This is a genomic window from Massilia aerilata, from assembly GCF_042656905.1.
Classification (GTDB): domain Bacteria; phylum Pseudomonadota; class Gammaproteobacteria; order Burkholderiales; family Burkholderiaceae_D; genus Telluria; species Telluria aerilata.
This window is the reverse complement of record NZ_JBHSMZ010000004.1, coordinates 269,996-284,475: the sequence shown is the minus strand read 5'-3', so window position 1 is coordinate 284,475 and position 14,480 is coordinate 269,996. Positions and strand designations below refer to the sequence as shown.

Annotated in this window: 11 protein-coding genes; 8 read left to right on the top strand and 3 right to left on the bottom strand. The window is 64.4% G+C overall.

Annotation, left to right across the window (positions count from 1 at the left end):
- Nucleotides 1-57 precede the first annotated feature (57 nt).
- The 3 genes from phaP to ACFPO9_RS06040 all read left to right on the top strand — a co-directional run bounded on the left by phaP (nt 58) and on the right by ACFPO9_RS06040 (nt 2,418).
- Entirely contained in the window at nt 58-663 is a 606-nt protein-coding gene (phaP, locus tag ACFPO9_RS06050) for a TIGR01841 family phasin (protein WP_379768443.1), read from the top strand.
- A 174-nt stretch (nt 664-837) separates the two neighbouring features.
- The gene (locus ACFPO9_RS06045) at nt 838-1,746 is read left to right on the top strand and encodes an extracellular catalytic domain type 1 short-chain-length polyhydroxyalkanoate depolymerase (RefSeq protein ID WP_379768441.1); all 909 of its coding nucleotides are present in this window, start codon (nt 838-840) and stop codon (nt 1,744-1,746) included.
- Nucleotides 1,747-1,899: 153 nt separating this feature from the next.
- Nucleotides 1,900-2,418, top strand: coding sequence for a DUF6622 family protein (locus tag ACFPO9_RS06040; RefSeq protein WP_379768439.1), 519 nt, complete (start codon nt 1,900-1,902; stop codon nt 2,416-2,418).
- On the opposite strand, the gene ACFPO9_RS06035 is transcribed toward ACFPO9_RS06040, so the two are convergent.
- Nucleotides 2,406-3,296 carry a LysR substrate-binding domain-containing protein gene (locus tag ACFPO9_RS06035; protein ID WP_379768437.1) on the bottom strand — a complete coding sequence of 297 codons (891 nt, stop codon included), beginning with the start codon at nt 3,294-3,296 and terminating at the stop codon, nt 2,406-2,408. The two genes, ACFPO9_RS06040 and ACFPO9_RS06035, sit on opposite strands and share 13 nt — an antisense overlap.
- Before the next feature lie 98 nt (nt 3,297-3,394).
- On the opposite strand from ACFPO9_RS06035, the gene ACFPO9_RS06030 reads away from it, so the two are divergent.
- Nucleotides 3,395-4,483, top strand: a complete 1,089-nt coding sequence (locus ACFPO9_RS06030) for a tartrate dehydrogenase (RefSeq protein ID WP_379768435.1) — start codon at nt 3,395-3,397, stop codon at nt 4,481-4,483.
- Here ACFPO9_RS06030 and ACFPO9_RS06025 read toward each other — a convergent pair.
- The gene (locus tag ACFPO9_RS06025) at nt 4,470-5,279 is read right to left on the bottom strand and encodes an alpha/beta hydrolase (RefSeq protein ID WP_379768433.1); all 810 of its coding nucleotides are present in this window, start codon (nt 5,277-5,279) and stop codon (nt 4,470-4,472) included. The two genes, ACFPO9_RS06030 and ACFPO9_RS06025, sit on opposite strands and share 14 nt — an antisense overlap.
- A 2-nt stretch (nt 5,280-5,281) precedes the next feature.
- Nucleotides 5,282-9,457, bottom strand: coding sequence for an ATP-dependent RNA helicase HrpA (hrpA, locus tag ACFPO9_RS06020; protein ID WP_379768431.1), 4,176 nt, complete (start codon nt 9,455-9,457; stop codon nt 5,282-5,284).
- A gap of 46 nt (nt 9,458-9,503) precedes the next feature.
- On the opposite strand from hrpA, the gene argA reads away from it, so the two are divergent.
- From argA to ACFPO9_RS06000, 4 genes are all read left to right on the top strand, one after another.
- Nucleotides 9,504-10,826 carry an amino-acid N-acetyltransferase gene (gene argA, locus ACFPO9_RS06015; RefSeq protein WP_374199455.1) on the top strand — a complete coding sequence of 441 codons (1,323 nt, stop codon included), beginning with the start codon at nt 9,504-9,506 and terminating at the stop codon, nt 10,824-10,826.
- Between the two features lie 36 nt (nt 10,827-10,862).
- The gene (locus ACFPO9_RS06010; RefSeq protein ID WP_230029003.1) at nt 10,863-11,135 is read left to right on the top strand and encodes an oxidative damage protection protein; all 273 of its coding nucleotides are present in this window, start codon (nt 10,863-10,865) and stop codon (nt 11,133-11,135) included.
- A 289-nt stretch (nt 11,136-11,424) separates the two neighbouring features.
- Nucleotides 11,425-13,101 carry an esterase/lipase family protein gene (locus ACFPO9_RS06005; protein ID WP_379768428.1) on the top strand — a complete coding sequence of 559 codons (1,677 nt, stop codon included), beginning with the start codon at nt 11,425-11,427 and terminating at the stop codon, nt 13,099-13,101.
- Entirely contained in the window at nt 13,094-14,470 is a 1,377-nt protein-coding gene (locus ACFPO9_RS06000; RefSeq protein WP_379768426.1) for a T6SS immunity protein Tli4 family protein, read from the top strand. The genes ACFPO9_RS06005 and ACFPO9_RS06000 overlap by 8 nt, the downstream gene beginning before the upstream one ends.
- Nucleotides 14,471-14,480 lie beyond the last annotated feature (10 nt).

Here is a 14,480-nt window from a genome sequence, read left to right as displayed (position 1 = left end):
GGACGCGCATCGCCATTGCGGTCACACATCCCAGATTCACGTTTCCAAAGGTACCTAATGTATCCATTCCCGCAATCCATCAATCCCGCCTTGCGTACCCACTTCAACGCCCAGGTCGACTTTTTCAACGAACTTTCCCGCTCCATGTCGAAGTCCTTCCAGGACGTCTGCCAGCTCAACCTCCAGCTGGGCCAGACCCTGCTCGAGGAGTCCACCCTCGTCGGCCAGCGCATGATGACGACCGATCGTCCCAACGAAGCGCTGAACGAGGCGGTCACACGCGCCCAGCCCACCAGCGACAAGTTGCGCGCTTACCAGCAGCACCTCTCGCGCATTGCGGCAGCGACCCAGGTCGACTTGTCGCGCGTCACCGAGCAGCACGTGCAGGAGACTTCCCGCACCGCGCATGCCCTGGCGGAGGAGGTCGGCCGCATCGCATCGGAAGAGACCGACCGCAGCATGCGCCAGCAGGAGGAAACCCTGAAGAGCTTCCGCGACCCCTTCAAGCAGGAAAGCACACGCAGCGGCAAGACCGCCATGCCGGCGCCGGGTAACCTGCAGAGCGCCGAAGGCAAGACCGGCAGCGCGCCATTCCCCGGCAATGCCCAGGGCGGCTCGCAGGCCCAGCCAGCCAACGGCAAGAACCTTGGCAAACCTGGCTGATCGTTTGTAGTTCCCGGTTGCGACGCTTCGGCGATCGCAGCCGCTCCCGGCATGTCACGCATTATCGCCCTCGCTGCCCGGTGACGAGTCACCGCGGCAGCGTTTGCGTTGGACGCACCATAAAAACAGACAGGAGACGCCTATCAACGAGCCGACGGAGTCACAATAATGTTCATGAACGTATTTTCCACCTGGCCGCCATTTGCGTTCGGCTTCCAGGCTCCCGCCCCCACCATTCCGCATGCCGGCGCATTCATCCGGGGAAGCTTCGATGACAGCGAGCGCGTCGTTCACTACAAGCTGTTCGTGCCGAGCGCCTACTGCGGCGCGCCGATGCCGCTGGTCGTGATGCTGCACGGCTGCGGCCAGGATGCCGGCGATTTCGCGATCGGCACCGGCATGAACGCGCTGGCCGAAGAGCACCAGGTCCTGGTCCTGTACCCCGAACAGTCCGCCCATGCGCACTGGAACAAATGCTGGAACTGGTACGACCCGACACATCATCAACGAGGCAAAGGCGAACCGGCCATGATCGCGGCGCTCACCAGGCAAGTCGCCGCCGATTACGCCGTCGACAGCGCGCGCATCGCCGTGGCCGGCCTGTCGTCGGGTGCGGCGATGGCGCTCATCCTGGGGCGGACTTATCCCGACCTGTTCAATGCGGTGGGCAGCCATTCCGGTCTGGCCTATGGCAGCGCGACGGACGCCATTGGCGCAATGCTGGCCATGCGCGATGGCGCGTCCAAGGACATCCTTGCGCGCGCCACGCCTTCGCCAGGCGTCCCGGTCATCGTCTTCCACGGCGACGCCGATGCCACCGTACACCGGAAGAACAGCGCGCGCGTGGTCCGGCAATCGGTCGACAGCCGGGCGGTCAGCACCGTCGAAGAAAAAGGCGAGTCCGGCGGCCGCGGCTTTACGCGCAGCATCCATGCCGGCATCGACGGCGCCGTGCTGGTGGAGCAGTGGACCGTGCACGGCGCCGGCCATGCCTGGTCCGGCGGCAGCGTGCAGGGCAGCTACACCGATATGCGCGGTCCCGACGCCAGCAAGGAAATGCTGCGCTTCTTCCTGAAACAATGACAGCCCGTCTCCCATGGCCGCGCAATTCGCGCCGCCAGGCTGCGTTTCGCGCCGCCAGCCGGCAATTCGTCGCATGCCATCCCGCCGCGTCGATGGCGCGGGCAAAGTAGCGTCACGCAACGCACTTTACCAACGATTCCGAAGGAGACCGCCATGCTGCAGCAAATCCTGATCCACACCCCCGTCTACGTCTGGGCCATCCTCGCCGTGCTGGTCTGGCGCGGCACGGCCGCCCTGCGCGACCGCGAGATGCCGGTCCGCAGCCTGTTCATCGTCCCGGCCATCATGCTGGCGCTGTCGCTGCAGGATGTGGTCATGAAGTTCGGCTCGGACGCGATGCCGCTGGCCGCCTGGGCGCTTGCCGCCGCCGCGGCCGCTCTGCTGGTGTGGAAACTGGGCCGCAGCCGCACCGCGCCCGCCGCCACGCCCGGCCGCGTGATCGTGCGCGGCAGCTGGGCGCCGCTGGCGATGATGATGGCGATCTTCCTGACCAAGTACGCGGCCTCGGTGCTGCTGGCGGTGCTGCCGCATGCACGCCAGGACGCGCTGTTCGCGGCCGCCGTGTGCGCCCTGTTCGGCGTCTTCAACGGCTGCTTCCTGGGCCGCCTGGCGCGCGACGTGGCATCGCTCCAGGGCGGATCGCATGCCGGCCGCGCCGCTCAGGCCAGCTGACGCTCCAGGAACTCCACGCACACCCGCAGCCTGGCCGATCCCGCCAGGCGCTGCGGGTACACGGCCCAGACATTGGCCTCCTGCGTGTACTCGGGCAGCACCCGCAGCAGCCGGCCGGCGTTCAGGTGGGGCTGCACGTCCCACAGGGAGCGCAGCACGATGCCGGCCCCTTCGACGGCCCAGCGCAGCGCGATCTCGCCGTGGTTGGTGGACAGCGGCCCGGCTACCTTCACCGTCTCCTCGCCATTCCTGCCGCGCAGGCGCCACACGCCGAAGGGATGGTCGCGCTCCTTGATGGCGAGGCACTGGTGCCTGGCCAGCTCCTGCAGGTTCTTCGGCACGCCATGCCGCGCCAGGTAGTCCGGCGCCGCGCACAGGATGCGGTGGTTGTCCATCAGGCGCCGCGCGATCAGGTGGGGCGCGATCTCGTCACCGATCCGCAGGTCGAGGTCGAAGCCCTCGGCCACCGGATCGACCAGTCGGTCGAACACCTCGAAGCGGATCTGCAGCGCCGGATAAGCGGCCACCAGTCTGGCGATCGCCGGGGCGACGATATTGCGGCCGAAGCCGAAGCTGCTGCAGATGCGCACGCGCCCGGCCGGCTCGCGGCGGCGTTCCGACACTTCGTCGACCAGCTCGTCCAGGTTTTCCAGGATGGCCTGGGCGCGCACCAACACCCGCTCGCCGTCTTCGGTGATCACGACCCGCCGCGTGGTGCGCTGGAACAGGCGCACGCCGAGCAGGCCTTCGAGCACGCCGATGCGCTTGCTGACATAGGCGGCCGACATGCCGAGTTCGGACGCCGCGCCGGCAAAGCTCCCCATGCGCACCACGGTGACGAACACCCTGAGATCTTCATTCTCGAGCAGATTATTCACGATTCGTGATCTTTGAAGCCACATTAAGCATGATTATAAACGCATCGTTTTCCATTATGCTGGGCATATTCGTTCAATCGCCCAGGAAAGGAAGCACAATGAAACCGCACAAGATCGCCGTGATCGCCGGGGATGGCATCGGCAAGGAAGTCATGCCCGAGGGCCTGCGCGCGCTGGAAGCCGCGGCGCGCCGTTTCGGCATCCAGCTCGAACTCACCACCTTCGCCTGGGCCAGCTGCGACTACTACGCGCAGCACGGCCAGATGATGCCGGACGACTGGAAGCAGCAGCTCGACGGCTTCGAGGCCATCTTCTTCGGCGCCGCCGGCTGGCCGGCCACGGTGCCGGACCATATCTCGTTGTGGGGTTCGCTGCTCAAGTTCCGCCGCGAGTTCGACCAGTACGTGAACCTGCGCCCGGTGCGCCTGATGCCGGGCGTGCCCTGCCCGCTGGCCAACAAGCAGCCGGGCGACATCGACTTCTACGTGGTGCGTGAAAACACCGAGGGCGAGTATTCCTCGGTGGGCGGGCGCATGTTCGAAGGCACGGCGCGCGAGATCGTGCTGCAGGAAGCCATCTTCAGCCGCCACGGCACCGACCGCATCCTCAAGTACGCCTTCGAACTCGCGCAGAAGCGCCCGAAGAAGCACCTGACCGCCGCCACCAAGTCGAACGGCATCGCGATCTCGATGCCCTACTGGGACGAGCGCCTGGCCGCGATGGGCGAGTCCTATCCGGAGGTCGCCTGGGACAAATACCACGTCGACATCCTGGCGGCGCGCTTCGTGCTGTCGCCGGAACGCTTCGACGTGGTGGTCGCGTCCAACCTGTTCGGCGACATCCTGTCCGACCTCGGCCCGGCCTGCACCGGCACGATCGGCATCGCGCCTTCGGCCAACCTGGACCCGGAGCGCCGCTTCCCTTCGCTGTTCGAACCGGTGCACGGCTCGGCGCCCGACATCTACGGCCGGAACATCGCCAACCCGGTCGCGATGATCTGGTCGGGCGCGATGATGCTGGACTTCCTGGGCCAGGGCGACGAACGCTACACCGCCGCCCACGACGCCATCCTGCGCGCCATCGAATGGTGCCTGGTCGAGGGCCCGCGCACGCCGGACATGCAGGGCACGGCCAGCACCACCGAGGTCGGCGAAGCGATCGGACGCTACCTGCTCAGCGAGGCTTGAGCAAGGCCCGGAAGGCCTTCAATGCGGCCGGGTGGTAGATGGTGGCATGGGTCTCGCCCGGCCACGCCTCGTAGCTGAAGTCCAGGCCGGGCGCCTTGCCGAGACTGGCCTTCAGCGCCGGGGCGACGTCCGGCAGGCCGTCGGCGCTGAACGCGATGTGCAGCGCTTTCCTGCCCGCGATCCCGGGCGGCTGCGCAGCCAGGCGCTTCGCCAGCTGGCGGCCGTTCCACCACAGGCTGGGGTCGATGGCGATATAGGTATCGAACAGGTCCGGCTCCAGCGCCAGGGTCTCGACCACGAACAGGCCGGCCAGCGATTCGCCGACGATCGCGCGCTCGCGGGTGACGCGGTAGCGCTTTTCGATTTCCGGCATCAGCTCGGTGCGGATGAAGTTGCGGTAGGCCTGCGAGCCGCCGACCACGGGTGCGATCGTGCGGTCCTTCGCGACCTCGGTCGGGCCGGTCAGGTCGCGCCGGCGCTGGGTGTTCTCGATCCCCACCAGCAGGAAGGGCCGCACGGTGCCGTTCCCGGCGCCGACCTGCAGCAGGCCGGCCACGTGCAGGAAGTCCTCCAGCATGCCGCCGTCCGGCATATACATCACCGGCAGCGGCGTGCCGGCGGGGATGCCGGCCGGGACGTAGACATTGATGCGGCGGGTCTCGCCGAGCGCCGTGGAGGCGATGGTCCAGGTATCGCCGATGGCTAGCGGGGCCGCCGCGGAGGCCGTGGCCGGCGCGGCCTGGCTCATCAAGGGCAGGCACGCCGCCAACGCGGCGCACAGGACCAAGGCAGGCATCTTCATCGCAGCATCGACTCCCATACTTTCTGCAAACGTTTGGACGACACCGGCATCGGCGTCCTCAGCTCCTGCGCGAACAGCGAGACGCGCAGCTCTTCCAGCATCCAGCGGAAGTCCGTCATGCGCGGATCGAGGTTCTTCAGCGGCTGGTTCTTGACGGTGCGCTGGAACTGGGCCGCCGCCGTCTGCCATTCCGTCATCAGCTGGGCGTCGCGCGCGGTATTGGTGCGCAGCTTTTCCAGGCGGATGTTCATCGCCTTCAGGTAGCGCGGGAAGTGAGACAGCTGGCTGTACTCGGTGTCGGCGATGAAGCGCTTGTGCACCAGTTCCTTCAACTGCGCCTGCATGTCGGCGGCCACCGCCTGCGGCAGGTTCTGCAGGCGCTTGGGCATGCCGTGGAACTCGGCCAGCACCTGCCCCACCAGGCGCGCGATCTCGTTGATCAGGAGCCCGATGCGGCCCTTGCCCTCGTCCTTGCGATTGTTGAAGGTGGCTGCGTCGTGCGGCAGCGGGTCCTGCAGGCAGGCGATGTCGATGGCCTTGTTGACGATCTGCTCGCGCAGCTCGTCCGGCGAGCCGACCGACATGAACTGCATCCCCATCTGCTGCAGACCGGGGATGTTCTTCTCGGCGAACTTCAGCTGCTCCTTGAACTGCAGCGCGAACAGGCGGCGCAGGCCGATGCGGTGGGTGCGCGCGGCCACGTTGGGGTCGTCGAAGACTTCGAGGTCGCAGTGGGTAATCTTGTCGACCAGGGCCGGGAAGCCGATCAGGGTCAGCTTGCCCTGGTTGATCTCCAGCAGCTCGGGCAGCTCGCCGAAGCTCCAGCTGGTGATGTTGGTGGTGGCCGACGCGGGCTGCTGGCCGACGCCGGCGTTGGCCGGCGCCGCCTTGCCTTTCGCAGCCGGCGCGCTTGCAGCCGGAGCCGGAGCCGAAGGCTTGCCGAACGCCGCCTGCGCCCGCGCCTGCCCGCTCGCCACTGCCGCCGGCGTCGATTCGGCCATGCGCTGGAAGCTCTGGCGCGCCTGCCCGCCCAGCTCCGCCTGCAGGGTCGCCAGGTTGCGCCCCATCTCGAGCTGGCGGCCATGCTCGTCGACCACCTTGAAATTCATGGACAGGTGGGCCGGCAGGGTCTCCAGCTTGAAGTCGGTGGTCAGCACACGCGCGCTGGTGTGCTGGTGGATGTCCGTGATGAGCGCGTCGATCAGGTCCCCTCGGCCGAAGCGCACCGGGTCCTGGTTGCGCTCGAAGAATCCTGCCGCGTAATCCGGCAGCGGCACGCAGTGGCGGCGCAGCTTTTGCGGCAGGGATTTCAGCAGCAGCTGCACCTTCTCCTTCAGCATGCCCGGCACCAGCCAGCCCGGGCGCGCCGAGGGGATCTGGTTCAGCGCGAACAGCGGCACCGACAAGGTCACGCCGTCGCGCGGGCTGCCCGGTTCGAAGTGATAGCTCAAGGCCATCTCGATGCCGGTTACGTTCATCGTCTTCGGGAACAGCTCGGTGGTGACGCCGGCCGCCTCGTGGCGCATCAGCTCCTCCTTGTTCAGGAAGAGCAGCTTCGGGTTGTCGCGCGCGGCGTCCTTGTACCACTTCTCGAAGCCGGCGCCGTTCACGATGTCGCCCGGGATCTCCTTGTCGTAGAAGGCCGCGATCAGCTGGTCGTCCACCAGGACGTCCAGGCGCCGCGACTTGTGCTCGAGGTTCTCGATCTCGCGGATCAGTTTGTGGTTATGCGCGAAGAACGGCGCGCGGGTCTCGTAGTCGCCGCCCACCAGCGCGTCGCGGATCAGGATCTCGCGCGCTTCTTGCGGGTTGATGTTGGCGTAGTTGATGCGGCGCTGGCTGTAGACGACGATGCCGTACAGGGTCGCGCGTTCGCTGGCCGTCACCTGGGCGCTGCGCTTTTCCCAGCGCGGCTCGCCCCAGGATTTCTTCAGCAGATGCCCGCCGATCTTCTCGATCCACTCGGGCTGGATCTGCGCCAGGGTGCGCGCATACAGGCGCGTGGTCTCGACCAGTTCCGCCGCCATCACCCACTTGCCGGCCTTCTTGCCGAGCGAGGAACCGGGCCAGATGTTGAACTTGATGCCGCGCGCGCCGAGGTAGGCGCTGTCGTCCTCCATCTTGTAGCCGATGTTACCGAGCAGGCCGGTCAGCAGCGCCATGTGCAGCTGATCGTAGGTGGCCGCGGCCTCGCTCAGGCGCCAGCCCTGCTCCCTGACGATGGTGAGCAGCTGCGAGTGCACGTCGCGCCACTCGCGCAGGCGCAGCTGCGAGAGGAAGTTCTCGCGGCAGTTTTCCTGCAGCTGGCGGTTGGTCTTCTTGTGCTCGATGGCCTGCTCGAACCAGCGCCAGATCTTCAGGTAGCTGAGGAATTCGCTCTTCTCGTCGGCGAATTTCTTGTGCTTCTCGTCGGCCTGCTGCTGGTACTCCATCGGCCGGTCGCGCGGGTCCTGCACCGACAGCGCGGAAGCGATGATCAGCATCTCGGTCAGGCAGTTGTTGTCCACGGCCGCCAGGATCATGCGGCCCACGCGCGGGTCGAGCGGCAGCTTGGCCAGCTTGCGGCCCATGTTGGTGAGCTCGTTGGCGTCGTCGACCGCGCCCAGTTCCTGCAGCAGCTGGTAGCCATCGGCGATCGCCCGGCCCTGCGGCGGCTCGACGAAGGGGAAGGTCTCGACGTCCGTCAGGTGCAGCGACTTCATGCGCAGGATGACGGAGGCCAGCGAGGAGCGCAGGATCTCCGGGTCCGTGAATTTCGGGCGCTGCAGGAAATCGTCTTCCTCGTACAGGCGGATGCAGACGCCGTCGGCCACGCGGCCGCAGCGGCCGGCGCGCTGGTTGGCCGCCGACTGCGCGATCGCCTCCACCTGCAGCTGCTCGACCTTGTTGCGGTAGCTGTAGCGTTTTACACGGGCCAGGCCGGAATCGACCACGTAGCGGATGCCGGGCACGGTCAGCGAAGTCTCGGCCACGTTCGTCGCCAGCACGATGCGGCGCGCGTTGGTGGTCTTGAAGACGCGGTCCTGCTCTTCCACCGACAGGCGGGCGAACAGCGGCAGGATCTCGACGTGCGGCGGATGCTGCTTGCGCAGGGCTTCGGCACAGTCGCGGATCTCGCGCTCGCCGGGCAGGAAGACCAGCACGTCGCCCTGTCCCAGGCGGCACAGTTCATCCACGCCGTCGACCACGGCGTCGATCAGGTCGCGCTTGTCGCGCGCCGCCTGCGCCTTCGACATCGGCTTGCCCGCATCGCCGCCACCCGCGGGGCCGGACACCGGGTCGCGGTCGACCGGGCGGTAGCGCACCTCGACCTTGTACAAGCGGCCCGAGACTTCGATCACCGGCACCGGCTTCTCAGGCGTGCCGAAGTGGCGCGCGAAGCGGTCGGCGTCGATGGTCGCCGAGGTGATGATGATCTTCAGGTCCGGGCGGCGCGGCAGGATCTCCTTCAGGTAGCCGAGCAGGAAGTCGATGTTCAGGCTGCGTTCGTGGGCCTCGTCGATGATGATGGTGTCGTAGGCTTTCAGCAGCGGGTCGGTCTGGGTCTCGGCCAGCAGGATACCGTCGGTCATCAGCTTGACCCAGGCGCCCGGCTGCAGGGTGTCGTTGAAGCGCACCTTGTAGCCGACATGCTCGCCCAGCGGCGTGCCCAGCTCGAAGGCGATGCGCTTGGCGGTGCTGGATGCGGCGATCCGGCGCGGCTGGGTGTGGCCGATCATGCCCTTCTCGCCGCGGCCCAGCGCCAGGCAGATCTTCGGCAGCTGGGTCGTCTTGCCGGAGCCGGTTTCGCCGGACACGATGATGACCTGGTGCTTCTGCAAAGCCTCGGCGATCTCCTTGCGGCGGCCGGAGACCGGCAGGTCTTCGGGGAAGGTGATCGCCGGCAGCGGCGTGCGCATGGGCGGCTTGCGTTCGCCGCGCGGCTGGTCTCCGCGCGGCGCGCGGTCCTCACGCGGCTTGCGTTCCTTCGATCGCGCCCCATCCTGCGGCGCGGCGGCCGGTGCGCGCACCTTCGCCTGCGCCAGCGCGTTCGCCAGCGCATTCGCAGGTACCTGAGCGCGCGCGGGCGTGCGTGGCCTGCCGCCAGCCTCCTTGCGTGGCTGGTTCGGATTGCGGTCGGGGGAAGCTGCGCGCGCCGGGCCCGGCGAAGGCTTGTTACTCTGTTCAGACATTGATTTTTACAAGGTATTTGGTGCGCAAGTCGCGCAGCCAATTATAATGCGGCAAATGGAAAACCCTACCCAATTCGTCCAGTGGCTGCGCTCGGTCGCGCCGTATATTCATGCATTCGGCGGCAAGACTTTCGTCGTCGCCTTCCCCGGTGAACTCGTCGCCTCCGGCGCCCTGCCGGTGCTGGCCCAGGACCTGTCCCTGCTGGTCGGCCTCGGCATCCGCGTGGTGCTGGTGCACGGCTCGCGGCCGCAGGTGGCCGAGCAGCTCGGCCTGCGCAACGTCGAGGGACGCTTCCATAACGGCGTGCGCATCACCGACGGCGCCGCGATGGAGTGCGCGAAGGAAGCGGCCGGCGAACTGCGCCTGGACATCGAAGCGGCCTTCAGCCAGGGTTTGCCGAATACGCCGATGTCGAATGCCCACATCAGCGTCGTCTCCGGCAATTTCGTCACCGCGCGCCCGCTCGGCGTGATCGACGGCGTCGATTTCGAACTGACCGGCGTCACCCGCAAGATCGCGGCCGAGAAGATCCACCCGATCCTGCAGACCGAAGACAATATCGTGCTGCTGTCGCCACTGGGTTTCTCGCCCACCGGCGAAGTGTTCAACCTGACCATGGAAGACGTGGCCGCGCAGGCCGCCATCGCCCTGCATGCCGAAAAGCTCATCTTCATCACCGAAACGCCGATGATGAAGGACGCCGCCGGCGCCGAGATCCGCGAACTGTCCTCGCACCAGGCCGAAGCCGTGCTGCAGGCGGGCTTCCTGCCGTCCGACGCCTCGTTCTACCTGCAGCATGCGATCAAGGCCTGCAACAGCGGCGTCGACCGCTCCCACATCGTGCCGTACGAGATGGACGGCTCGGCCCTGCTCGAACTGTTCACCCACGACGGCGTGGGCACCATGATCAGCCACGAGAACCTGGAAAGCCTGCGCCAGGCCACAATTGAGGACGTCGGCGGAATTATCAAGCTCATCGAGCCGCTGGAAGCCGACGGCACCCTGGTCAAGCGCCCGCGCGAACTGATCGAACGCGAAATCGACCACTTCTCCGTCATCGACCACGACGGCGTGATCTTCGGCTGCGCCGCGCTCTATCCTTTCCCGGGCGAGAAGATGGGCGAGATGGCCTGCCTGACCGTGAGCCCGGACGCCCAGACCCAGGGCGACGGCGAACGCATCCTGAAGAACATCGAGAACCGCGCGCGCGCCGCCGGCCTCACGAAACTGTTCGTGCTGACCACCCGCACCGCGCACTGGTTCAAGAAGCGCGGCTTCGTCCCGGCCACGGTGGACGACCTGCCGAAGGACCGCGCCCACATGTATAACTGGCAGCGCCGGTCGCAGATTTTCATCAAGACCTTATAATCGAGGTTTTCTCGATTTCGAACCAGGAGCAATAACATGGCGCGCACCGTCCACTGCATCAAACTCGACAAGGAAGCCGAAGGCCTGGACTTCCCGCCCTATCCGGGCGAACTGGGCAAGCGCATCTACGAAGGCGTGTCGAAGGAAGCCTGGCAGGGCTGGCTCAAGCACCAGACCATGCTGATCAACGAGAACCGCCTGAACATGGCCGACGCCCGCGCGCGCAAGTACCTGGCGACCCAGATGGAGCGCCATTTCTTCGGTGAAGGCGCCGATGAGGCTGCCGGCTACGTACCGCCGACTGCTTAAGCTTTTTCCTCCGGGCAGTGCGTCCTGCGCTGCCCGCTGCCGTTCGGCATTCTCTTTTCCTCTCACGAATTCATACAGCAATATTCGCTGTTTCAATAAATTCGTCTCTATATATTCACTGAAATATTTCAGTTAAAAACATTGATTATGGCGACGATTTTGTGCACTGCACATTACGCAAGTCATCCTTTGCCCGCGATCTAAAGTGCGTCTTGTAAAGCCCGGAACCGAACGGTAGCGCAAAGCGTCTGTTAAGCCTGCACATGCACGTTTATCGCGAAAGGCCAACATGACTGATCCATTGCGAAGATTAAAAGATCCCGTAATCAATGAAGACGGCAGCCTGCATGTACGCACGGTTCTGACGCCGACCAGTTTGAAGACGCGCGGCCTGGTGTACAAAGGTTCTAACAAAGTTGTTCCAGTCATATTTATCCCGGGAACTATGGGAACGAATCTACGGGTGAGGCGCGATGTACTCTTGCCACTGGGCTATCCACTCAAGCCCGGCGAGCCGGCATGGCGGCCGCCGAACAGCGATAGCGCCGCCCTGCTTTATGCAGCCGATTGGACAAGGCGAAGCCCGAGAATGCGCCAACTGATCCTTCATCCAGACTATGTCGAAGTCGATGATAGCGGCGACCTGGATATCGGATCGTGCTATCTGGAAAAGAGCGTCATGCGCGAGCGCGGCTGGGGAGAAATCTTCAATGGCTCCTATGGCACCTTGCTGTTCGAACTGCAGAGCCATCTGGAAATGACCTTCCAGTTCGATGCCCTCAACAAGCGCCATATACGTAGCCGCTGGAAAGAAGTCATGCAGGCAATGGAAGGCGACACGCTCAAGCGTTGGGGTGTGCGCTCGGTGGCGCCTTTGACAGAAAACGAGCTGGAGAAGTATGCCGAGTACCAGTATCCGATTTATGCCTGCGGCTACAACTGGCTCCAGTCCTGTAGCGAATCGGCAAAGCGCCTGGAAAAGCGCATCCAGGACATCATCGATTGGTGGAATAAGCGCAAACATGAGTGCGAGAAAGTCATTCTCGTCACCCATTCAATGGGCGGGCTGGTCGCCCGTGCCTGCGCGAAACGCATACCGGACAAGATCCTGGGCGTCGTCCATGGCGTGATGCCCGCGCTGGGCGCGCCGCTGGCCTACCGCCGCCTGGCTTGCGGCACGGAATGCGACGGTCCGGCCAACGGCAAGCTCGATAACTTCAAGGCCGGCAAGTTCGCCGACATCGCGGGCAGGCGGCCCGAAGATACGACGCCGGTCATGGCAGTGTCGCCCGGTGCGCTCGAACTGCTGCCCAACCAGCTGCATCCACGGCCCTGGCTGCACGCCAGCGTCGTGCACGGCCGCGACGCATCCAACGATTGCCTGCATTTACCGAATGAATCTCAGCCGAATCCCTACGATTTATATCGCGATATGAGCTCGTGGTATAGGTTGATCAATCCGGATTTGGCCGATCCTGCCAAGCTATACAAGAAAGAAGGCGAGGTAAGCAAAAAAATAAACGAAGCCATTTCAGCCGCAGAAAAGTTTCACCAATGGCTATCGGATTATTACCACCCGGTCAGCTTCGCTTACTACGGCGCGGATAAGAATCATCCGAGTTACGGACAGATACGCTGGGTGGCACAGGCATCAGGGCCGAGCGCACCAGTGCCCGTTACATCCGCCAATATTCGAAGCGCAAAATGTCTGACCCATGGACCCGACGGTAGCCGCAAGGTGGAAATCGAGGGCAAGATGGTTCTTGCTTTTTCTATCCAGCAGCAGGAATCGACGGGCGACGATACCGTGCCGGACCGATCCGGCGCGGGCCCGAAAGGCAAGGTCAAGACCTTGTTTGCCACGCATGGCTATCGCCATCAGGAAAGCTACAAACACCACGACAGCATCTTGCTGACCTGCTATTGCATCGTCAAAGTTGCTCAGGAACTCAGCAAGAATGGATAAGCCCAAAAAGAAGGTGCATCCATTTTTCGGTGTCTTGGCGGCACTGTATGGGATTTATCTTCTTTACGGCATAGGAAATTCGATGATGGACCGTTATACAGTGGGACAACTCACTGAGCAGATGAAAACAGTTTGTGTTGGCAGGTTCCTCATCGATCTCCCAGCCAAAATGGACTATTCATATGGTCAAGTTTTCGTGGACGGCTTGTGGATTTCAGGGCAGGAGGAAACAAGGGAAAGCTTTGACGCACGAGTCTTGACACGGCAAGCCGAGATCGAGGCTGAACGAAACGAACTTGGCAGGAAAAGCCTGGAAAAGCTCGACCAATATGACAATCACGGGTTTGTCGGAAGAATTTTCATATTTGGCAGGACCATTACTAAGGGACAAGAAAATGGAAAACCGGTGGAATGGATCAACGTAAAGCTGGAAGCCTATGTCCATTCGAATGGGAAAAGTTTTAACTTTAAGGCCGATAGCTATAACGCAGAACTTGTCGGCGACTTGCGCAAGCTGATCGACAAGCTGCAGCTCGTCCCGGCGAAAGAGATTCCCACGAGTGCCGGTTTCTGCTTTGGCCCCGGCATGTTCGTCGACCCTTTACCGGCCGAGATGACGGAAGGGGTCACGATCTTTGCCGGCTTCCAGGATCATCCCGACCTTGCCTTGGCCCTCACCACACGCGCCGGCACGAAACCCGACAAGGAAGACCGCCTGGCGCGCGACACGGCATTCGACGCGGAGATGCCACTGTGGCAGAGGCCGCTGGTGGACAAGCTCAGAAAAGGCAAACGCAGCATCAACGGTATCGAAGGCGGCGAAGTGGCGGAGAGGTGGACCGAGCTGAACTTTGTGCACACCTTCGGGTTCAACTGGGAAGTGAACGGCACCGAAGACAATGTCTACCTCCCCTTCATGCAACTGGAGATGTCGACCGGCCACCCCGTGAATGCCGGCGCCCGGCCGGTGACGAGCTTCCTCGGCGAGGACGCCCTGCTCCAGCTCTGGGACAAGATCTCGTCCAGCATCCGGATACGCCCGACCGGTACGCCGCCGAAGCGCGAACCGCCGCCAGGCCCCAAGCCCGGTGACACGAGCACGGCGGGCGACATCTGCCCCGTATCGGGCTGGTGGCAATGCCAGGATGGCGGCAACGGCGCCAGGGTCGCGGGCGGCCAGCGCCAGTTCCTGACGGCGGGCCAGCGCATGCCGCAGGCCTTGTTGTCGCGGCCGCAATCGCTGTGGAACAAGCTGCGCGGCGTCCAGGCCAGCTACCGCCTCGAGCAGCCGACCAGTTGGACGCTGGTCGACCGGCGCAGCCGGACCCGGCTCCTGCCGGCGGTGCCGCCAGCCGACGCGGCCGCCTAGGCCGCCGCTT